The sequence below is a fragment of the Bacillus sp. RC242 genome (genome assembly GCF_044908245.1).
Taxonomy (GTDB): Bacteria; Bacillota; Bacilli; order Bacillales; family Bacillaceae_G; genus Bacillus_A; species Bacillus_A mycoides.
This window is the reverse complement of sequence record NZ_JBIYCZ010000005.1, coordinates 120,672-141,965: the sequence shown is the minus strand read 5'-3', so window position 1 is coordinate 141,965 and position 21,294 is coordinate 120,672. Positions and strand designations below refer to the sequence as shown.

The 21,294-nt window shown below is 34.7% G+C and carries 20 protein-coding genes; 6 read left to right on the top strand and 14 right to left on the bottom strand.

Annotation, left to right across the window (positions count from 1 at the left end):
* Positions 1-48: 48 nt before the first annotated feature.
* Positions 49-255, top strand: coding sequence for a hypothetical protein (locus ABH957_RS11660; RefSeq protein WP_002136543.1), 207 nt, complete (start codon positions 49-51; stop codon positions 253-255).
* A 48-nt stretch (positions 256-303) separates the two neighbouring features.
* On the opposite strand, the gene ABH957_RS11655 is transcribed toward ABH957_RS11660, so the two are convergent.
* The 8 genes from ABH957_RS11655 to ABH957_RS11620 form a co-directional block, all read right to left on the bottom strand.
* Positions 304-684, bottom strand: coding sequence for a nucleotide excision repair endonuclease (locus ABH957_RS11655; RefSeq protein ID WP_002013261.1), 381 nt, complete (start codon positions 682-684; stop codon positions 304-306).
* Between the two features lie 77 nt (positions 685-761).
* A complete protein-coding gene (locus ABH957_RS11650; protein ID WP_242311379.1) occupies positions 762-1,325 on the bottom strand; it encodes a GNAT family N-acetyltransferase in 564 nt (187 codons plus the stop codon).
* A 126-nt stretch (positions 1,326-1,451) separates the two neighbouring features.
* Entirely contained in the window at positions 1,452-2,024 is a 573-nt protein-coding gene (locus ABH957_RS11645) for a YybS family protein (RefSeq protein ID WP_002013264.1), read from the bottom strand.
* A gap of 198 nt (positions 2,025-2,222) precedes the next feature.
* The gene (locus tag ABH957_RS11640; protein WP_404511262.1) at positions 2,223-3,653 is read right to left on the bottom strand and encodes a PQQ-dependent sugar dehydrogenase; all 1,431 of its coding nucleotides are present in this window, start codon (positions 3,651-3,653) and stop codon (positions 2,223-2,225) included.
* A 106-nt stretch (positions 3,654-3,759) separates the two neighbouring features.
* Positions 3,760-5,463: an alpha-keto acid decarboxylase family protein gene (locus tag ABH957_RS11635; RefSeq protein ID WP_404511260.1), complete on the bottom strand. Its 1,704-nt coding sequence runs from the start codon at positions 5,461-5,463 to the stop codon at positions 3,760-3,762.
* A gap of 225 nt (positions 5,464-5,688) precedes the next feature.
* Positions 5,689-5,883 carry a hypothetical protein gene (locus tag ABH957_RS11630; protein ID WP_002141916.1) on the bottom strand — a complete coding sequence of 65 codons (195 nt, stop codon included), beginning with the start codon at positions 5,881-5,883 and terminating at the stop codon, positions 5,689-5,691.
* A 219-nt stretch (positions 5,884-6,102) separates the two neighbouring features.
* Entirely contained in the window at positions 6,103-7,977 is a 1,875-nt protein-coding gene (locus tag ABH957_RS11625; RefSeq protein WP_098988617.1) for an ABC transporter ATP-binding protein, read from the bottom strand.
* Entirely contained in the window at positions 7,974-10,220 is a 2,247-nt protein-coding gene (locus tag ABH957_RS11620; RefSeq protein ID WP_404511258.1) for an ABC transporter ATP-binding protein, read from the bottom strand. Before ABH957_RS11620 ends, ABH957_RS11625 begins: the two co-directional genes overlap by 4 nt.
* Before the next feature lie 340 nt (positions 10,221-10,560).
* On the opposite strand from ABH957_RS11620, the gene pssA reads away from it, so the two are divergent.
* The gene (gene pssA / locus ABH957_RS11615) at positions 10,561-11,052 is read left to right on the top strand and encodes a CDP-diacylglycerol--serine O-phosphatidyltransferase (RefSeq protein WP_002085344.1); all 492 of its coding nucleotides are present in this window, start codon (positions 10,561-10,563) and stop codon (positions 11,050-11,052) included.
* 32 nt (positions 11,053-11,084) lie between these two features.
* A complete protein-coding gene (locus ABH957_RS11610) occupies positions 11,085-11,207 on the top strand; it encodes a hypothetical protein (RefSeq protein WP_002032342.1) in 123 nt (40 codons plus the stop codon).
* A 301-nt stretch (positions 11,208-11,508) separates the two neighbouring features.
* On the opposite strand, the gene ABH957_RS11605 is transcribed toward ABH957_RS11610, so the two are convergent.
* The 5 genes from ABH957_RS11605 to ABH957_RS11585 form a co-directional block, all read right to left on the bottom strand.
* Positions 11,509-12,624, bottom strand: coding sequence for an NAD(P)/FAD-dependent oxidoreductase (locus tag ABH957_RS11605; RefSeq protein WP_404511256.1), 1,116 nt, complete (start codon positions 12,622-12,624; stop codon positions 11,509-11,511).
* 126 nt (positions 12,625-12,750) lie between these two features.
* Positions 12,751-13,404 carry a YdeI/OmpD-associated family protein gene (locus tag ABH957_RS11600; protein ID WP_016104957.1) on the bottom strand — a complete coding sequence of 218 codons (654 nt, stop codon included), beginning with the start codon at positions 13,402-13,404 and terminating at the stop codon, positions 12,751-12,753.
* 161 nt (positions 13,405-13,565) lie between these two features.
* Positions 13,566-14,333 (bottom strand): arylamine N-acetyltransferase family protein, encoded by a 768-nt coding sequence (locus tag ABH957_RS11595; RefSeq protein WP_078181463.1) that lies wholly within the window; start codon positions 14,331-14,333, stop codon positions 13,566-13,568.
* A gap of 183 nt (positions 14,334-14,516) precedes the next feature.
* The gene (locus ABH957_RS11590) at positions 14,517-14,885 is read right to left on the bottom strand and encodes a DUF4180 domain-containing protein (RefSeq protein WP_002110118.1); all 369 of its coding nucleotides are present in this window, start codon (positions 14,883-14,885) and stop codon (positions 14,517-14,519) included.
* A 249-nt stretch (positions 14,886-15,134) separates the two neighbouring features.
* Positions 15,135-15,815 (bottom strand): HAD family hydrolase, encoded by a 681-nt coding sequence (locus tag ABH957_RS11585; RefSeq protein ID WP_404511366.1) that lies wholly within the window; start codon positions 15,813-15,815, stop codon positions 15,135-15,137.
* 506 nt (positions 15,816-16,321) lie between these two features.
* On the opposite strand from ABH957_RS11585, the gene ABH957_RS11580 reads away from it, so the two are divergent.
* Together ABH957_RS11580 and ABH957_RS11575 are read left to right on the top strand one after the other, a co-directional pair.
* A complete protein-coding gene (locus tag ABH957_RS11580; protein WP_000800741.1) occupies positions 16,322-16,987 on the top strand; it encodes a response regulator transcription factor in 666 nt (221 codons plus the stop codon).
* Positions 16,980-18,452 carry a sensor histidine kinase gene (locus ABH957_RS11575; RefSeq protein WP_404511254.1) on the top strand — a complete coding sequence of 491 codons (1,473 nt, stop codon included), beginning with the start codon at positions 16,980-16,982 and terminating at the stop codon, positions 18,450-18,452. The genes ABH957_RS11580 and ABH957_RS11575 overlap by 8 nt, the downstream gene beginning before the upstream one ends.
* Positions 18,453-18,509: 57 nt before the next feature.
* On the opposite strand, the gene ABH957_RS11570 is transcribed toward ABH957_RS11575, so the two are convergent.
* Positions 18,510-19,802 (bottom strand): hypothetical protein, encoded by a 1,293-nt coding sequence (locus tag ABH957_RS11570; RefSeq protein WP_002168309.1) that lies wholly within the window; start codon positions 19,800-19,802, stop codon positions 18,510-18,512.
* Positions 19,803-20,271: 469 nt separating this feature from the next.
* Here ABH957_RS11570 and bla point away from each other — a divergent pair, with 469 nt between their 5' ends.
* Entirely contained in the window at positions 20,272-21,207 is a 936-nt protein-coding gene (bla, locus tag ABH957_RS11565) for a class A beta-lactamase (protein WP_404447804.1), read from the top strand.
* Positions 21,208-21,294: the final 87 nt, after the last annotated feature.

The following is a 21,294-nucleotide window of genomic DNA, read 5'->3' as shown; positions in this document are numbered from 1 at the left end:
ACTTTTATTTCATGGATATATATGTAAAAAGGAGTAAGGAGGGTTACTATGTGGCAACATACGAAATTCGGCAATGTATTACTGTGGGCAGGACCTATCCTTGTGTTTATAGGGTTATGTATGACAAATGTTATTTCAGATATTCCTTTTTTTGAAGGAAAGCATAAAACGCTTGGAATTATAATTTTATTTATAGGGCTTTTCTGTTTAATTGCTGCTAATCATTTTAAAAAAGGAGAAAGAAATGAAGAATGAAACACAAAAAAACAATCCTAGTATATGTGCTAGGATTGTTTTTTTTACTTATTTATAAAACACTTTATCAACGTTATATTTCGCTTTGTACTTATTAATGATGTATGTTTCGTAAATTTCTCTTTCAGTTGGATCTTCTACGATACATGCATCGATACGGTATACTTCATCACGATTATTTTTGATTGGTGAAACATTATCTTCAAAATGCTTTTTAATACGTTGTCTAATTTTACGAGCTTTACCTACGAAAAGAAGTTCGTCATTAATATTGTAAAACATAAAAATGCCGCCTTTATCTCTAGGGAACAAGTGGAAATCGATAAAACCGTTAATTGGAGTAATTAATGGCTCGTCTCCTTTAATAACTTGGTTACGTTCAGTAATTGAAACATCAGCTTCAGGAATATTAATTTTAATCAAGTTCATTCACGTCCTCTTTTATTATAAAGATAAATAATAGCATAAGTATGTAAGAAAAGCTATGTTAAGAGAGATATTTCATTTTATAATTCAAATATTATAGGTATATCATGTAAACTTTTTCTCCAAATCATATGATCGTTTGATTCGCCCCAATAATCCTTCAGCATATAACTAGGTTTTCCAAACTTTTTTGTCCATATACTTTGTGCTTTTTTGTATCCGCTATCTAAACAGCATTCGGTTATTCCTCTGCTAAGTAATGTAAGATACATTGTATTTAGTAGTAAACTCCCTATACCTTTTCTTTGATACTCCGGAAGTATAAATACAGTTCCTATTTCATACAAATCCTTAAGTGCACCGTCTGTACAACTATTAATCAATGTACTTGCTGGACCGATTTCAATCGTTCCAATGATTTTATCGTTACTTGTATCTATTGCTAATAAAAAGTAACGACTTTCTCCATTACTATCAAAATCATTTTTCAAATATTGCTTTTTCGTGTTAAGTTCATTTTCTATGTCATCTAATAATTGGGATAACCCTTCATTTTTATATGTATTCGTAATAACTATACGGAAAAACAAGTATAGTTCATCTATATCATCCGAATTCGGCCTTCTAATTTCAACGTTATACATAGCTTACATCTCCAATCTTTGAAAATATATGAGACCTTCTAATTTCAACGTTATACATAGCTTACATCTCCAATCTTTGAAAATATATGAGAAAGTGTATTCGTTCAAAAAGATTTTATACAATTGTTAAGACCATACTTTATATACTCTATTCATTATTATTCTACACAGCTCTGCATAGATCCAGCAGTATAGAAAACTCAGTATAAATATTAATGTAATAACTTTTATATCCATAGTCGTATGAATAGTAGGACCAAGTACAGGAAAGCGGAATATATCGAGAATGATCATAATTCCTATAAGTAGACATATCGCTGAGAAGGAAATTACCCAAATCCTCCTCTTGAATTGTAAAAAGGATACTCCTAACGCTATACCTAATAATCCTGTAGTAAAGGGAAAGACAATTAGTTCACTTGGCTCAATAATGAATAATAGGAAAATAGTAAGAATGTAAGAAAGTACTCCCTCACGAATAGAATAACAAATAGCCAGAAAAATCGGTAGCGTCGCGAAAGGACTAATAAATAACCCGATTCCAGGGATTAAGTTCCCCGCAGATTGAAAAATAGCAGCAAATGAACCGAGTAATGCTGTAATGACTAACCTACTTGCAGGCGTCACCTTTCTTTTATGAACAAAATTCGCATCCTGCTCTATCATCCATTGATACCAATAGCTTCTAAAGCGATTCATCAAATTCCCCCCTAAAGAGACCTAATTCACCACTTTCTATTTTTATTCAAATACTTATTGGTTATGTTTTACTTTCTGCTTGTTAGGAATCACTATACAATAGATGTTTATCCATAGAAGGTTTTTTAAGAGGCGCTAAGTCGTGCGTTTGAAAAAGTATGAATTCCATATATTTTTAGACTAAGAGTTTATACCGTATCATGGAACAATTTCAAAAATAGTACCTTTGTTAAAATCCGTTACTTTCATAGATCCATAAACCCCTAAATATAATCTAGTTTGATCTCCGTTTGTTCCCAAGCTCATATAATAAGCTGCTTGAGAACCAAAATCATAATTGGTTTCAATAACATGAAAATCATTACGTTTCCCGTCTAGAGCTGCTCTAGTAAAAGCTAACACTCCCTTTACTGGAGATTGAAATTCTTCTTTCTTAGCAAGATCAGTAAACACGATACTACCAGTTAAACTAGGAATTGTAGTTCCCATATATGGTTGTACTCCTGTAAGTGAGGTTCCTCCAAACTTATCTGCTCTGGAATCTTTATGAAAATAACTAATTAGGGGCTGTATGCGCCTCACTGATGTTTCTATTGTTTCATTATAATAAGCCATTGTTCTCTCATCCAAAGTAGGATTCTCAGAACAGTGCCTTATAAAAGAAGTAGGAAATTCTCCTTCCCATCCTCGCCAACCAAAATTAATAAATCCATCTTGATTGGGAGTGGATCTCATTAAATGCGTTTGAACAAGTTCGGTAACCGGTATGGGTTTATAATGAACAAACGAAAAAATAGACTCTACAATATCCTGCCCGACATTTCCAGCATATTTGATATACTGATTATAAAACCTTTGAAATGAAATACCTGTTATATTCCGAACTCCTTTCGCAATTACGGTAAGTGTTTCTTGTATAGATAAAGGAAACTCATTAAAGCGTGTAACTACTGGAGGGTTATTTATGAATGTATTTTTACTTACATCAATTTCAATTATTTTACCCGCTATTTCTAAATCATCCTGGCTTAAATTAAATGGATCATAACCCGATCCACCATCTCCATTTGTAAAAACAAGTTTTCCACTCTCAGGTGAAAAATTTAAACTATTGACTCCGTTATGATTAAAAAAGGGCCTTCTTATGTTAAGTAATGTCCGTCGTTTTTGAGGTTGACTATGTGATTGTAAAATCCATTCCTCAACCGTATCAATATGATCATATTGAGTATCTCTATTTACCCACTTTAAGTTTAAAGTTTTCGGATCACACGGATTAGGTTTAAAAGGTTCAGAAAGGGCACCCGGACCTTGAGTGCCAGCTACTGAATAATGAAGGTAAAATAAACCGTTTTGATAAAATTGTGGATGAAACGCTAGTCCTAGCAATCCGCGTTCATCATAACCGCTACTAGTGACACCTTCTTCAAACGTGCCTAATTTGATAATTCGCGGGCGAATATCTAAAAAAGTCCTTATAACTCCGTCTCCTATGTAAAAGATTTCTCCTACCTGGGTGGCAATGAATAACCTTTCAATTGAGTCACCTGGTAGTATAGTTGTTTTCAAAACAGTAGGTAAATTGAACTTACTTGCAATGGGTCGTAAACTAACCTTAACTTTTGTCAACTTACTTTACACCCCTTTAATTGCCTTTTATTAAAAGAATATGATTAGAACGGTTCAATTAGTATCTAATTAGGGACTAGGGACTTGGATACTATTTCTGACTGCGCTACTTTTCCTGCTTCTCCATATAACTACGCATCCGTCGCATATATTCAGGTGCGTCCATTGGATTCCCTGCGATCATTTCAATTATACAGAGTCTTTTGGTACTTTCCTTTTCAGCATGGATTATAGCCTGATCAAGCTCTCCATAGGTCCGGACCGTAACGGTAAACGCGTTACCTCCAAAAGCTTCGGCCAGCTTGGTGTAAGACCATCGAGGGATTTGGTTGTACTTTTGATCCTCTGTTTTGACATTTAAATATCTCTCGATTGTATAACCATCGTTGTTCAAAACAAAGATTATGGGCTTGCAGCCGTAATAGAGCATAGAACTGATTTCCTGTGCCGTTAGCTGCAGGGCACCGTCACCTGTAAACACCAATACTCGGCGTTCCGGCGCGGCCATAATAGCACCAAACGCCGAAGGGATTGCGTAACCGATGGACTGCCATCCACCTTGTCCAATATATGTTACATTGCCCGGCAGTCTGACCTCTCCCATTCCATAATAAAACGTTCCGGTCTCGGCGATTACAATATCCCCATCTTTCAGCATGCGCTGAAAACGCGGATAATAGCCGTCCGCCAATAGAGGTCCGTCGACATTAGTTGTTAATTGATCGTAAGGAAATGAATTTTTTTCTGTCAAACCTTTGCCCGTATAACTCAATTTCTGAACGGCAAGTAGCATGTCGGCTGCAAGAACATTCAGATATTCCGCCTCAGCGATTTTAACTATATCTGGTTGAATATTGACAGTTATCAGCGGGTTCAGCTTTGCGGTAAAACTTGCGGTGTTTGTGTCCGCCCATACCATGCCAATCGCAATGATACAATCTGCATTCTCCACCGTACTTTGGACTTCAGTCCTCCCGAAAGAGCCTAGATACATTCCGATATAATTTGGGTGGGCCTCATCGAATCCTCCCTTCCCGTACATCATCGTTACAACAGGCACATTCATTGCATCGGCCAGTTGCCGAGTTGCTGTCTGAAGGCCGAAGCGCATAGTTTTCACATCCACCAAGATAACTGGTCGGTGGGCACGTTCCAAAAGCGGACGGACATGATTCACTGCAGCCTGAAGGGTATTCGGGTTGGATGCTGGACGTGGCGGTACTGGCTCTGCCCAGACTTTAATCGGCTTGGCCACTAAATCATTAGCCACAACCAGGTATACCGGCTTTTTCTTTTCCTTAGCAATGCGAATCGCAGTCTGAATTTCAATCTTGGCATTTTCTGGCGTAAGGACCGCGGTATATGCCGTAATCTGCTCATACACCTTGCGAAAAACGTCAAAATTCCCATCCATTAAGGTGTGATGTATCAGCTTATGCTCTTTTTGGTCCTTCTCAGGAGGCGCACCCACAATGTGTATAATTGGTACATGCTCGCTGTTGGCTCCCGCTATCGCATTGCATGCGCTGAGCTCCCCGACCCCAAATGTCGTAATAAGAGCCGATATTCCTTTGATTCTTGCATAGCCATCTGCAGCGTAGCCCGAGTTTAGTTCATTTCGTCCTTCTATAAAACGGATGCCGTTATAACACTCCAAAGTATCAAGAAGTGTAAAATTATAGTCCCCTGCGACACCAAAAATTTCGGTAATGCCCTCGAGTTTTAGGCAATCGAACAAATACTGGCCAACCGTTTTTTGAGCAGGTCCCCTTTGTAAACCAAAGTTGCCCGTATTAATCATGTTGTCCATCGCTTGCTCACTCCTTATCCATTTCTTTTTAATAGTACTACCCTTTTTGATAATGCCCTTTAATTAAATCGGTTATCCGTTATGCAACAATTAATGGGGAAGATTTTTGTACAACCATATATTACAACTACATTCTTCGTATTTTATATATCATCAATAAAGAGTTCAGAAAACCCATAAATAAAAAAACGAGTGCTGTGAAGAAACGCACTCATTGAAAGGAATTTACCATTCTCGACGATTATCGCGATCACAGTCACGATCATGATTACGTCTGCGACGGCATTCATCACAATCGCAGTCACGGTCACGTCTACAACGACGGTCATCACAATCTCTATGTCTGCGTCTGCAGAACATTAAATCATCCCAAAATCTATCACAATCTCGGTCACGTCTGAAATTACCATTACATCCCATAAATATAATTACCTCCTCTTAACTCTTGGATTCATCATATTCTATGCTAAAAAACAAAAACAGCTTGTTTACTAGTCTATTTTCTGCATTTTAAAGTAATAATATTATTATCTAATCTTTAAATTTCAAATAGAACCTTAAAAATGATAAAAACCCACGAAGAAAATGAATTTTCACCGTGGGTTTTAGTTATTTAAATGGACTTTCGGGACACCTAACTCAAGAAGCATCCGCACCTTCAAACTGACTATTATAAAGCGAAGCATAGAAACCATCAGCTTTTAATAACTCTTCATGATTACCTTGTTCTACAATATCCCCGTCTTTCATGACAAGGATTAAATCTGCATCACGTATTGTTGATAATCTATGAGCGATAATGAAGCTTGTTCTACCTTCCATAAGGTTTTCCATCGCTTTTTGAATCAGTACTTCTGTACGAGTATCAATGGAGCTTGTTGCTTCATCGAGTATTAATATTTTCGGATCCGCTAGAAGGGCGCGTGCAATTGTTAGTAGTTGCTTTTGTCCTTGGGATACGTTGCTTGCTTCTTCGTTTAGTTCCATTTGATATTTATTTGGTAATGTTTTTACGAAGCTGTGAACGTGAGCTGCTTTCGCTGCTTCAATTACTTCTTCGTCTGTAGCATCGAGTCTACCGTAACGTATATTTTCCATGATGGAGCCGTTAAATAGCCAAGTGTCTTGCAGCACCATACCAAACATGTTGCGTAGGTCTTCTCGCGTGAAGTCTTTTATATCGTGACCGTCGATACATATTGCACCGCTATTTATGTCATAGAAACGCATTAACAGTTTTACAATCGTTGTTTTACCAGCTCCGGTTGGTCCGACGATTGCTACTTTTTGTCCAGGTTTAATGTTAGATGAGAAATTATTGATGATGATCTTATCTGGATTGTATCCAAATTGAACATCTTGGAAGGTAACTTCTCCTTGAACTTTTTGCAGCTTCACTGGATTTTCTGCTTCTGGCACTTCCTCTTCTTCTTCTAAAAATTCGAAGACTCTTTCTGCAGCAGCTGCAGTGGATTGAAGTACGTTCGCGATTTGCGCTACTTGAGCGATTGGTTGCGTAAAGCTTCTAACATATTGCACAAAGGCTAAAATGTCTCCAACTGCGATGGTTCTCTTTACCGCAAGCCATCCGCCTAAAATAGATACAGCGACGTAACCGATATTACCGATAAATGTCATAATCGGCATCATCATTCCAGATAAAAATTGAGATTTCCATGCGGAGTGATAAAGGGTATCATTTACCTTTTCGAATTTTTTTACTTCTTCTTCTTCTTTGTTAAAGGCTTTTACGATATTGTGACCACTATAAATTTCTTCGACCTGACCGTTTACGTGTCCTAAATATTCTTGCTGGGATTTGAAGTATTTTTGTGATCGTTTTACGACTGCCATGATGAGAATCATCGATACTGGCAATATTAAAAGCGCCACTAATGTCATTTGCCAGCTGATGGATAACATCATGATAAGTACACCGATGATTGTAATAACGGATGTGATGATTTGCGACATACTTTGGTTTAACGTTTGGCTCACCGTATCTATGTCATTTGTAATTCTCGATAATACTTCGCCGTGCGTTGTTTTATCAAAGTAATTCAGCGGCATACGATTAATTTTTTCGTCGATTTCTTTTCTGAAGTTATAAGATACTTTTTGAGCTACTCCAGAAATAATGTACCCCTGGATAATACCAAACACAGTGCTCAGTATATATAATCCAAGAAGTAAAATAACAATGTTTCCGATATAGGTAAAGTCAATGGCCGCACCGGGTGCTCCTGATACTTTGCTTACGAGTCCTTCGAAAAGTTTTGTTGTCGCATTTCCTAAAATTTTTGGACCAACGATTGTAAAGGCTGCACTACCGATTGCGAAAAGGATAACGACTAAGATTGATAATTTATAGGGCTTCAAGTATTGAAGGAGTTTATTCATCGTTCCTTTGAAGTTTTTTGCCTTCTCAATCTTTCTCATGCCGCCGCCCATAGGACCGCCACCGCCAGGACCAGGACCACCTTGTTTTCTATTTTCTATTTTTTTATCACTCATGATGACAACTCCTCTCTTGAAAGTTGTGATAAAGCAATTTGCTTATAAACTTCACAGTTTTCCATAAGCTCTTCATGAGTACCAGTTCCAACTATTTTTCCTTCGTCAAGTACAATGATCTTATCGGCATTCATGATTGTGCTGATTCTTTGGGCAATAAGTAAAACAGTACTTCCTGTAATCTCATTGTTTAAAGCTCTGCGCAATGCTGCGTCTGTCTTAAAGTCAAGAGCTGAGAAACTATCATCGAATATGAAGATTTCCGATTTTTTCGTAAGAGCACGTGCAATAGAAAGTCTTTGTTTTTGACCACCGGAAACATTCGTACCACCTTGTGATATTTCTGTACGGAAGCTTTCAGGTTTTTCGTTAATAAACTCCATAGCTTGCGCGATTTCTGCCGCTTTTGCGAGTTCTTCTTCAGTTGCTTCTTTCTTACCGTATTTCAAATTACTCTCGATTGTACCTGAGAATAGAACTCCTTTTTGCGGTACATAACCAATTTTCTCTCTTAATTCCTTCTGAGATACTTCTCTAATATCCGTGCCATCTATTAATATTTGGCCGCTTGTGACATCGTAAAATCGTGGAATTAAGTTGATTAATGTTGATTTACCACTACCTGTACTTCCGATGAAAGCTGTCGTTTCACCAGGTTTTGCAGTAAAGGTGATATTGGAAAGCACATCTTCTTCTGCACCTGGGTATCTAAAGCCAACATTTTTAAATTCAACGTAACCTTTCTTGTCTGAAGCAAATGTTTTCGGCTCTTTTACATCACTAATGGTAATGTCAGTATCTAAAACTTCTGCGATACGTTGTGCGGAAACTGAAGCACGCGGAACCATAATAGATACCATTGAAATCATTAAGAAGGCCATGATGATTTGCATTGTATATTGCATAAATGCCATTAAATCACCAACTTGCATATGTCCCATATCCACTTGGTGTGATCCAACCCAAATAATAAGTACAGTAACGGCATTCATGATAAACATCATCATTGGCATCATAAATGACATTAAACGGCTTACAAATAAATTTGTGTTTGTTAAATCTTGATTTCCTTTTTCAAATTTCTTTTCTTCATGTTTTTGATTATTAAAAGCACGAATAACGAGCATACCTGTTAAAGATTCACGAGTGATTAAGTTAATTTTATCTACTAACTTTTGGATACGCTTAAACCTAGGAATCGCGATGCTAAATAAACCAATGACTAAGCTTAAAATCGCGATTACCGCAACTGCGATAATCCATCCCATTGAAAGATCTGTAGTAAGTACTTTAATAATGCCGCCGATACCTAAAATTGGTGCATAGAATACAATGCGAAGCATCATAACCATAAGTGTTTGAACTTGCTGGATATCATTTGTACTTCTTGTAATTAGAGATGCAGTGGAAAACTTATCAAACTCCGCATTCGAGAAGTTTGTAACTTTCCGGAATACTTTCTTTCTAAGGTCTCTGCCGAGTCCAGCAGCTACTTTTGCAGCAAGTAAACTCACGATAACGGTAGCTGCCATACTTACTAAGGATAAAAGCAGCATTTTCCCGCCGGAAGTAAGAATGAAATTAGATTGAAGCTTATCTATATTGATACCGATCTTTTTATACTCATTCTCAATGAATGAAACGGCTGATTGTGTTACCATGCTGCCTGGCATATTCTTAAACTTTTCATCTGCCTTTTCTTTCATTGCATTGATTTGATCTTGAGGAAGTTTCGCAATGATTGCAAAAGGATCTGTATTTGGCGGAAGCTTCGCTGGTGTTTTGTTGTCACCCGTCGCAGCAGGAGGGAAAGCAGATGCGCCTCCTTTTTCAATTCCTTGTGTAATTAACATTGGTTTCCCAAAGATATTGTTAAGTTCGTTAATTATATTTTTATCTTCTGTATGTAGCTTATAAAGCGGCTCTTTATCAAGATGTGGATAATCTTTTAAGTCATTTTTTAGTTCACTTTGAGAGAGGTTGTTCTTATCTAAAAGCGCATAGTTGTCAGCTACTTTTTTCTTCTCATTTTCATTCATAAAGAGCGTAAGTTTATCCATTTCACTTTTACGAATAACCTCAGGTACTGCATTTTCTACACCTTTTTGTTGAATCCCTACATTGACAATGTTAGACATATAGTCTGGCAGTGATAGATCACATACTGCCTGCACAGTTAAAAGACATACAACTGCAATGATGGAAGTAACAAATGGTTTTAAATGTTTAATGATCTTTAACATTTAATTCATCTCTCCATTTTCCTTATCTAATTTTTTTAGTTTTTACTCCGTTTCTCTCCTTTATTCTTCGTATTCTCAGTAATTCATTCTAGCAGCTCTTTACGCATTTTCGACCACAGATTAATTTTATGACTATATGAAGATATAATGCAACTTTTAGAGAGAATAGACTTACCTTTGATCAAACATGTTTATAAACCAACATAACGTACAGGAAATCGGCTTTTCTCTTGTCGAAATTTACTTAGCATACAGTGGTCATATATTTTCAAGAATAACGGAAGAATATATAGAAAATGCTACATAAATGTGAAGTTTGATCAACTTAGGGGGGACAACCTTGTTCAATCAGATAGTAAAAGCTGTACCCAATTTATTTACGATTGGAAATTTATTGTGCGGTGTTTTTTCAATTACCATGAATATGAGTGACTATTTGGAAGTAGCCTCCATTTTTATTTTCTTTTCAGCTGTTTTAGATCTCCTTGATGGAAGAATTGCGAGAAAATTAAAAGTGAACAGTGAGTTTGGTGTACAATTGGATTCCTTAGCTGATATTGTTAGTTTCGGAGTTGCGCCTGCACTTCTATTTCATTCGATAGCAACACCATCTATTTTAACTTCTTTGGCATTTATCCTTTTCCCAACGATGGGTGCTTTAAGATTAGCTAAATTTAGTGTAAAACCAACCATTGGATATTTTAAGGGATTACCTATTCCAGCTGCTGGATTACCATTGGCCGGTATGGGATTATTTTCATATAGCAATGCATGGATTACATTAATCCTCGCTCTCTTAATGGTAAGTCCAATTAGGTTTAAAAAACTTTAATTGGGATCCCGTCTATCGCTTTAATTTCATTTGTGGAACGGTTCGCTAACATCCATCAAGTTGAGGGTTTTGATGTTATTCATCATTTTACGAATGCAGCGATGGGACAGACTTTAAAGAGCTTACCTATTGTAATTGCTCATAATAGATTGTGAAATTGAATAGCCTCCAGTTTTTGAGGCTATTGTTAATATTTCTGATATGTATAAAAAGAAATGATATTCTCCTCTATATTGAACGAATCAACCTTTTTTCTCTAATACCTCAAACGATAAAAATGCACTTCGTTGCTATAAAAGGCAAAAATTTTTCGTTTTGTGGGTTATCTATTTTCTTAGCTTGATAGCGATGTGGTGGTACCTGTTTAAAAGAACTCCTACCTCCCCAAATACTTAGTTACTCCCAAATAACATGACAAAAAGATTAGGAAATCACTCCTAATCTTTTTGTTTATTACTATTCCATTGCCCCAGCAACATCATAATCATTTAAATCTAATTCAATCGGTTGCCCTAACGCAAGTTTAGCAAGTTCTGATCCTAAGTATGGACCTGCTGTTAATCCTGAAGCACCTAATCCGTTCGCAATGAGTATGCCTTCAAAATTAGGTAGTGGTCCAATAACAGGTAAGAACCCTGGTGTAAACGGTCTAAAGCCAACTCTTGTTTCAACCATTGTACCATCTTCTAAACCAGGCGCTACTGTTAACGCTTTATGGAATACTTCATGTAAACCACCAGCTGTTACACGGTGATCGAAACCAGTATCATTCTCATGCGTTGCACCAATTACGACATGGCCATTGTCAAATGTTAAAATATATTGATCGTTCGGTGGCATAACAACTGGCATATTTTCTGTTGCTGTATTTTCCATTTGCAAATGAACAATTTGTCCTTTTTGGAACGTAACTAAGAAATTAATTCCTAATGGGTTCAAGATTTCGTTCGCCCATGCGCCTGCAGTTACCATTACCTTTTCCGCTACAATTGTTTCGTCATTTACTTTAACTCCCGTGATATGATTCCCTTCACGGACTAATACTGCATCACCTTTTATGAAAGTTGCACCATGTTTTTTCGCAGCGCTTATTAATGCGTTGCGTAATAATCTTCCATTTACTCGTGCAGCGCCACTAATATGAACAGAACTATATTCTTCCGATAATGCTGGGAATAATTTTTTCGTCTCTTCAGCTGATAAGCGAGTGATTTCACCAATCTCCGGTGCATCTTCACGGCGTTTATACGCTCGCTCTTCCATTTGATCTAGTTTTTTCTCATCAGTATGTAAACTAATTGCACCTACACGGTTGTAACCTGTATCCGTTTCACCGTCTTCTTCTAATTGCTGAATTAACGAAGAATAGTAACGTGCACCGCCTTTAACGATTTTATACCATGCTTTATTACGACGTTGCGACAGCCACGGACAGACAATACCTGCTGCTGCATCAGTTGCTTGACCTAAATCTTGACGATCTACAATAGTAACCTTCGCACCAGCCTTAGCAAGATGATAAGCAGTAGATGCTCCTAAAATTCCAGCTCCAACTACAATATACGATTTCATTTCAAACACCTTTTCTCTTTTGCTAATTATTTAAATATAAGAACATACTTTAGTATACTGAAAGGAATCCTTTTTTCAATGTGTTCAACGTAATTAATTGTTGCATCATTGTGACGTTCCTAATCGTTATTTTTTCTTCTTACGGAATAATTCAATTGTTTTATAGCCTTGTGAAAGGATTTCAATCATTTTCTCAAGACGTTTTTCACGTGTTTTTTCTTGTTTTACAGAAAATAAATTACGTGCCCAATCTTTTTGATATCCAGGAGTTAAACTTTGATAAAATTTAAGTTCAGTGGGATGATTAGCCAATAATGCTTCCACATCTTGAATTCGATCAGCATAATCAGCAACACATTGACTTGCAGCAGGCGTTTTCTTTGCTTTTTTCTTTTCACGTTTTAAACCAACAACAGTGAAAACGTCATCCATACTTACCATTCGCGCAAATTTAATATCACTATTTCCTACATATCCATCTTCTCCAACATTTAACGCTGGAAACATTTCATCACGATGAATAAAAGTACTGTAACGAGCATTACCTTTTTTCGGATAAGCAAAAAAGACATAACCTTTCTCAAGTAACAACTCTTCATTTTTAATAATGAAATTTGTATGCTCTACCATCTCATCAAGCGTTTCTACAAAAATAAAAACAGCATCATGCTCTTTAGAAAATGTAGTTGGTTTATCTCCAAACACTTCATAATCGTTCGGTTCGTTAATAACCACCATATTCGTATACTTATTAAGTTTCAATTTATCGATAACTGACATAATAATCTTCCTCTACATTCAATATTCATTTTATATATTTTTTATACTGTTCTAGTGTATTATATCTATTAAGAAAATCAAACTTTAAATTGAGAACGGAATCTACTTGGCTCGAAATAACAAAATAGCCGATTCCAAATAGGAGTCGGCTATTCACTTTTTCATAGTTCAATATTAAAAAGTGAATGTAATAGTTCTCTATATTGATTCCCTGTAATTTCACGCTTACTTTTTTCTCCGTAAATAATTTCAGTTAAACTAGCATTCGTTAAGGAAACATGACCAGAATCCGTCAACTTTACTGCAATCGGCCCTTTATTGAAAATAGACTTCTCATCTTCTATCACCTTTTTTTGAACCTCATTTACAATTGACTCATCAATAACATGATTATAAAAAGCATGACAGACTTTCCACTCTTCATCAACATCCATTCTTTCTAAAACATAGTTTCCTTTGCTTGTATCTTTCCGTCTCACACGGTACATGCCGTTTTTAGAAGAAACCGGTTGCCCAGAAAACGGAACTGGAACAAGAGGTACCAACGAAGCAATCCCTACATCAATTAAATATGTTTCATTATCAAAATTTATAATAATAGTAATATGTCCGTCCTCAAGTGCCCATGCATTAATATCATTTTTATAAACTGTTCCTAATGCTAGCTGAGCATTAAAACCACAGTCTTTTAAAAAATAGTAGAAAAGAGTATTTGATTCATAACAAAGCCCGCCACGCGAACTTGTTAATATTTTCTTCTGTAAGTTCTCTTTTGAAATTTCATTTGTATTACCTGCTATAACATCTAAATTTTCAAACGGTATTGTATGCGCAAATGCAAAAAGCATTGTACTTAATTCTTCAAATTTCACTTCAGTATGTTTTTCAAAGTTCAATCTTTTAAAAAGCTGATCTTGTAAACTTGTCATATTCAGCACCCCTTAAAAATTATAAGTTAAACTAATATATGCTGATTGTAAATTTTATGAGGTACTGTATCCATGCATATTTACAGTTACTGTACCGGTACAAACTCCGAAAACATATTTGTATCAGAATACAAATAAGAGGCACCATAACGGATGCCTCTTTCGAAATACACTTTATATCATTTACTTCAATGAGCTTAACTTTTCAATTGCTTGTTGTTCAGTTGCTAAATAAAAAATATCATTACCTTTATTACATTCAAAAATAAAGTCTTTTAAGCTTTTACTAGTGTACATAGAGAAATCTCCAACGATAGCAATCTTTACTCTGTAATTTATAAACTTTTGAAGAATATCACCCGCAAGACGTGTTTTTAAGTCAAAGAAACTTTCACTTATTAAAGATTTGTGGATAATAATACGCTTTGAATCTACTTCATATTGAACTGTTGCCAAAAGATCTAATGCAGATTGAACATCAGATATTACTAACGTATCGTTTCTTACGACAGCAATATTTATTCCGCCGGTTACTATTTTCTCTAATTCCATAGTCTCACTCCTCTATAATTTACACATCATGTAGTAAACATGCTTTGCAGCTCTTCATATTGATCATGGCTCAAAATTCCCTCTATACCATTTAGCCCTTACTTGAGTGATACGTATTACATCATGAAAATGGATTCTTTTATCTTAACTACAAATATAAATATAGTTTTATACTTCTCATACGGTCAATGAAATTAAGGATAATCTATCTTTTAAATATTTTTGAAAATTCATCTCTCCAAATTGTTTTTACTTGTTATAAAAATATTGTGGAGTGACATAACTTAACAAACTATCCAAGGTATTAATCTCGGCATATGGTTTTATTTCGGTAGTATTCGTGATCATATGAGGGTTAAACCATATACCCTTTATATTTACATTTTGACAACCAGCAATATCCTTTTCTAAGTCATCTCCAACAAATAATACATCTTCTGATTGTACATTTAGCTTATTTAACGCTAATTCAAATATGCGTTTGTCAGGTTTACTAAATCCCGCTTCTTCAGAAATAATGATTGTATCAAAATAACGATTCAAATTCGTGTTAATTATTTTTGCTTTTTGCCTCTGAGTTGAGCCATTTGTTATAATTCCAACTTTAATATGTGACTTTATAGTATTTATGATATTAATAGTTTTTTGGTTTATAGAAAAACATTTTGGGAAATTATTATTCCAAAAGTCTTGAATGTAATTGCGTGGTAATCTATATTTCGGTGGGAATTCATCAAATAATGATTCCAAAACCTTTACTTTATCGCTGTCGCCATAGCTTTTTTTATCATATCCCTTGAATTTCTGTAACATTTCGTTTTTTACTGAATGTTGTTCAACATCCCCATAAAACTCCTCTAAAATAATGGAAAACAGTTTATCTACTGCCTTATCCCTATCAAGTAACGTATCATCTAAATCAAATAGTATTGCTTTATAACACCTCAAATAATTTCACAACCTTTCTCGCATTATATAAATAATCCCTAGTTCATACCTTTAAACTTTTGGTTTCCCCAGAGAATTGTTATTTAGGCGATTAACGATTAAACAGAGCACTCGATAAAAAACTCCAAAGTTTGTGGCACGCGCTCTAGTATTTCGGTAGCTTCTTTTATATTGAAATTCATTTCCTTTTCCCCTTCTAGTAAAGTATCGAAAGTATATTATCAAACAGTTAAAAAAACTACATACAATTTACATTATTATACATTATTTTTTTGTAAATATTAATCGTTCAGCTTTTTATATGATAAGTTTTTTCAAGCACACAAATATTTCTCCATAAAAAAGGAATATGGGTAATAATCCTTTTTTACGGAGAATACACAATCTTGAAAATGGAGTTAATACGTTAAACGTCCTATGAAGTTTCCTACTGTATCTCCACATAAACTCCAGATAGTAAGGCTATAATGACTACCAGAGGTGATATTATGAAAAACTATCATATTCTCGTGGTAGAAGACGATCAAGAAATTCAGGAATTAATTAAACAATTTTTAATGACACAACAGTATACAGTTGTAGTTGCATCAGATGGATTAGAGGGTATGACACAATTTAATAAGCAATCCTTTGATTTAATTCTTCTAGATGTAATGATGCCCAATCTTAATGGATTTGAAGTATCCAAGATGATTCGAAGTCAGTCAAACGTACCAATTATTATGCTAACTGCATTGGAAGAAGAGGAAGATCAAATGAAAGGGTTCGATCTTGGAATCGATGATTATATAACAAAACCCTTTTCGTTTCATGTTTTGATTAGACGAGTCGAAGCTGTACTTAGAAGAAGTTATGATAAAAATGTAAATAATCATTTGGTATTTAAAGAAGTACGTATCGATGTTGATGCATATAGAGTATATGTAAATGACGTTGAAATTTTATTAACGACAAAAGAGTTTGAAATTCTACAACTACTATTTCAAAATGAGAGAAAAGTACTCACAAGAGAAAATATCGTAGAAAAAGTTTGGGGGTACGATTATTTTGGAGAAACACGAATAATTGATACACATATTAAAAACCTACGTAAAAAGTTAGCTATCCCTTATATTAAAACAATAAAGGGTATTGGTTATAAAATTGATGAATAGTATTGTGAAAATCATGAAGATGAAGCAAATTACTTATAAACTCTTTATGACTACCTCTTTCATTTTGTTATCCTTTGCAGTATTGATTTATTTAACTTTATACTTCTTTCTCCCTACGTTTTATGAGCAATACAAAACAGATCAACTTCAAACAGGGATAAAAGAAATCATTGATAAATCTAAAGATCTTACGTTTCAAGATGCGATACCACTTTTTGATGAATATGCAAAAAAAAATAATGCGATGCTTTATCTTCAAAATAATGAGGGAATAATTAAATACTCTCCTTCATTTTCTTTTACTCAAAATGGTTCGCAAACAACAGTAGTTACTAGGGCCACACGGTTCGAGAATGCAGGTACCCTTAGCAATTCATATAACGTTACGAAACCAATTCAATTCCAAGATGGTAGTTTAACGCTTATAGTCTTTGCTACATTTCAACCAATTGATGAAGCTTCACAGGTTTTAGTACGCTTTCTCCCCTATATTAGTATCATTGTACTCATAATTGGTGTAGGGAGTGCTTATTTCTATTCCAGGTTTATTACAAAACCACTTATTTATATTAATGAGGGTGCACAAAAGATGGCAAATTTAGATTTCTCCGAAAAAATTGAGGTTCGCTCTACAGATGAGTTAGGAGAATTATCTAATAGTTTGAATGACATGTCTATTAACTTACAACAAGCTATGTTTGATTTAAAAAAAGCAAATCAACAATTAAAAAATGATATTGAAAAAGAACGAGAAATAGAAACAAAACGCAGAGAGTTTTTTGCGATTGTAGCACATGAATTAAAGACCCCTCTAACTGTAATGAAAGGATACTTAGAAGGGATGATATACAATATTGGCCCTTATCAAAATCGTGATCAATATTTAAAGAAAAATCATCAAATTATTGAAAGTATGGAACAATTAGTCCGTGAAATTTTAAGCATGTCGAAATTAGAACAACACACCTTTAAACTAAAAGTAGAAGAAGTTAATCTTTCGAAGTTAATAGATACAATCACAAAAGATCTCGAATTTTTTGCTTCTCAAAAAAGCATCCAAATAATAAAAGAAATTGATTCTGATCTTTCTGTTTATACAGATCGTGTTCTTTTTGAAAAAGCATGTAAAAATATTATCCATAATGCGGTTATGTATTCACCACATAATGAAAAAGTCTATATAAAGTTAAGTGAGGATTCTAAACAAGGTCAAATCAAAATGCAAATTATGAATACAGGTGTCAATATTAAAGAAGAGGATATACAACAAATTTTCAAACCATTCTATCGAATTGAAAAATCAAGGAATCGAAATACTGGAGGAAGTGGTTTGGGGCTATATATTGTTAAACAAATTCTTGAAACGCTAGATATAAAATATTCTATAAAAAATATGGAACATAGTGTACAATTTTGCATGAACATTCCATTATCTAAACAAAAAACAAACAAACTCCCCTCTTAGTAGGACGAGTTTGTTTGTTTTTTGTAGTTTTAGTATTGATATTTTTCGAGTTACTTTTTAAGCAATATTGGGATTAGCTTTTTTACCAATCCACATACCTAAGCCCACCATGCCAAGCCAACAGCAAATTGCTAACATAAACATCAATCGTTGTACGGATAACCCTTCAATCTGCATTTGACCCTTCCCAACAATTGTTTGGAAAAGTTGCGACCATTCGACATCGTAAAACACCCCTACTCCCACAATCACAATCAATATAAAAAATTGTAAAAATATATTCCCCATATTTCTCCATGTTGTGTAAATGAGTAAAGAAAGCTCTCTATGTGTAGCATTCACCATATATACTTTCATATTATTTTGAGAAGAAATACTATTAATGGCATAGCTTCCAAATGTAACGCTAAGGACTATAAATATTGGAGAATAAAACCCGAATATCATGATTAAAGTACTTACTAAAAACAAATGGATTGGATTAACTTTCTTAGCAGCTTTGATATCTAAAAATATGGACATCAAAATCCCTAATAGGTATGGCCCAACTACAATGAAAATACAGGTTAACATGTTATAGAAAGTAAAACTATAAAAAATACCCATCAAAAATAAATATCCATTTCCTAATCCAAGTAAAAATGATTCTGCCTTTAAGCGGATTGGTAAAGAAGATGAAAGTTTATGAAAGAACTTTCCTTTCAACAAACTCAAAAACATGAAACAAATAAGCGCTATAGAAAGTAGAAAAAAATAAAAAATATATTGTTCATTATTTATGTTACGACTTGTTCGAATCAAAAGAATAAGCATTGAGACAAAAAGAAACTTTCCTACAACCGATACGATGGAGATAGGTAAAAGCCCTTTGGCTAACTCTGTTCTCGGCATTTTTTTTATAGCAAAAAGGATACTGATTAAACAAATCCCATATATGCATGTTATCAGCGGCGGCGATAAAAAACTAATCGCTAACAAAACGATTATTAGTAAAAGAAAAACGATACCAATAATAATCGCTTGTTGATTTTTATTATAAACCTTTCCCCCGCCTTCCACATGTAGAAACAATAAAGTACTCGTCATGGTAGAAATTGTACTAACTGCAAAACCAGAAACTAACGCACTTATTTCTAGCCATCTTGAACTCCATCCAAAGAAAGTAACACTAAGTAATGATACTATCAGAATAGAAACAGTCCAATATAAGGAGCGGTGAATCCCAGCCTTATTCACAATAGGTATCCAGATAAACACACCCGTCATATAAGTTGTATAAAACAGGATTGATGGCCAGTATCCCTCAAAGCCTTTCGAAATCTGTAATCCATAAACAATGTAAATAAGCATGGGTGTAAAGATAGTCGTTATTAGTAGACTAAATGTAGTTATACTTTGCACCACAAGTCTTTTTTGCTTTGTCGTATGTATCGTATAACACCTCACTTAAAATGAAATCAGTAGTTGTTATTACTTATTCTGTCCGGAACGAGGTTGTTATATATGCGCAATCCAATTGAAATTCCCATTACGAGGTAAACTCAATCTAAATCCACATTAAATTAAGTGGCGTGCAAAAAAGATGGATTTTGTGATTCTTATAAATAAAATTAATGGATATATTCAAAACCTTAATCATAAATGGAACAAATGTGTTACTTAGATTGTCTATTACGTATAAAAAAGGTGCTTTTGGTAGTTCTCTCATTTTGTAATGCAAGAAACACAAGATGAGTGCTATCCTGTGCATTTGTTAATTGTATAGGTATGTAAAATACCTATACAAAATCCATATATTCTTGAAAGAGGTTGAAAATGTATGATAGTTTCAAAGAAGTTTTTTCACATTTCGCATTATAAAAAGATGTTACCTGTAGTATTACTTTCATGTGTAACGCTTATAGGCTGTTCCAATAGTAATATTCAATCCGCACCACCGAAACAAACCAAACAAGAAAATACAAGTAATCATTCTTTTGTAAAGCTGGAAAAAGAATATGATGCTAAACTTGGTATTTATGCATTAGACACAGGTACGAATCAAACCGTTACTTATCGTTCAGATGAACGGTTTGCATACGCATCTACCCACAAAGCCCTTGCTGTTGGAGCACTGTTACAAAAGAAATCAATAGAAAATTTAGATCAAAGAATTAAGTATACTAGCAAAGATCTTGTGAATTACAATCCAATTACTGAAAAATATGTAGATACAGGTATGACTCTGAAAGAGCTTGCGGATGCTTCCCTTCGATATAGCGATAATACTGCACAAAATCTTATTCTTAAGCAATTAGGTGGGCCAAGTGAATTCAAAAAATCACTGAGAGAAATAGGAGATACTGTCACAAATCCTGAACGTTTTGAACCAGAATTAAACGAAGTGCAGCCAGGAGACACTCGTGATACTAGTACCCCAAAGGCATTAGCTACTAGTCTTCAAGCATACGCGCTAGGCGATATACTTTCAGTTGAGAAACGGAACTTTTTAATAGATTTGATGAAAAGAAATACTACGGGGGACAACTTAATTCGTGCTGGAGTTCCAGGAGAATGGGAAGTAGCCGATAAGACCGGCTCTGGGTCTTATGGAACAAGGAATGATATTGCAATCATTTGGCCACCAAATAAAAAGCCAATTATTCTTGCGATACTTTCTAATCATGCGAAAGAAGATGCGAAATACGATGATAAACTTATTGCAAATGCAACTAAAATAGTGTTAGACGCTTTAAAAGTAACAAATAAATCATAGTAATGAATTTAAGCTGCTCCTACTTTACGGCACATTTAGTTTTAAAGACTAGTACTTATCTAAACGCTAAGAAGTGTAAGCGTATTT

Bases quoted from the DNA above. Each gene is read 5' to 3' on its own strand.
- ABH957_RS11660 (WP_002136543.1), top strand. From the start codon at position 49: ATGTGGCAACATACGAAATTCGGCAATGTATTACTGTGGGCAGGACCT.
- ABH957_RS11655 (WP_002013261.1), bottom strand. From the start codon at position 684: ATGAACTTGATTAAAATTAATATTCCTGAAGCTGATGTTTCAATTACT.
- ABH957_RS11650 (WP_242311379.1), bottom strand. From the start codon at position 1,325: ATGTATAACGTTGAAATTAGAAGGCCGAATTCGGATGATATAGATGAA.
- ABH957_RS11645 (WP_002013264.1), bottom strand. From the start codon at position 2,024: ATGAATCGCTTTAGAAGCTATTGGTATCAATGGATGATAGAGCAGGAT.
- ABH957_RS11635 (WP_404511260.1), bottom strand. From the start codon at position 5,463: ATGGACAACATGATTAATACGGGCAACTTTGGTTTACAAAGGGGACCT.
- ABH957_RS11630 (WP_002141916.1), bottom strand. From the start codon at position 5,883: ATGGGATGTAATGGTAATTTCAGACGTGACCGAGATTGTGATAGATTT.
- ABH957_RS11625 (WP_098988617.1), bottom strand. From the start codon at position 7,977: ATGAGTGATAAAAAAATAGAAAATAGAAAACAAGGTGGTCCTGGTCCT.
- ABH957_RS11620 (WP_404511258.1), bottom strand. From the start codon at position 10,220: ATGTTAAAGATCATTAAACATTTAAAACCATTTGTTACTTCCATCATT.
- ABH957_RS11605 (WP_404511256.1), bottom strand. From the start codon at position 12,624: ATGAAATCGTATATTGTAGTTGGAGCTGGAATTTTAGGAGCATCTACT.
- ABH957_RS11600 (WP_016104957.1), bottom strand. From the start codon at position 13,404: ATGTCAGTTATCGATAAATTGAAACTTAATAAGTATACGAATATGGTG.
- ABH957_RS11595 (WP_078181463.1), bottom strand. From the start codon at position 14,333: ATGACAAGTTTACAAGATCAGCTTTTTAAAAGATTGAACTTTGAAAAA.
- ABH957_RS11590 (WP_002110118.1), bottom strand. From the start codon at position 14,885: ATGGAATTAGAGAAAATAGTAACCGGCGGAATAAATATTGCTGTCGTA.
- ABH957_RS11580 (WP_000800741.1), top strand. From the start codon at position 16,322: ATGAAAAACTATCATATTCTCGTGGTAGAAGACGATCAAGAAATTCAG.
- ABH957_RS11575 (WP_404511254.1), top strand. From the start codon at position 16,980: ATGAATAGTATTGTGAAAATCATGAAGATGAAGCAAATTACTTATAAA.
- ABH957_RS11570 (WP_002168309.1), bottom strand. From the start codon at position 19,802: ATGCTTATTTACATTGTTTATGGATTACAGATTTCGAAAGGCTTTGAG.
- bla (WP_404447804.1), top strand. From the start codon at position 20,272: ATGATAGTTTCAAAGAAGTTTTTTCACATTTCGCATTATAAAAAGATG.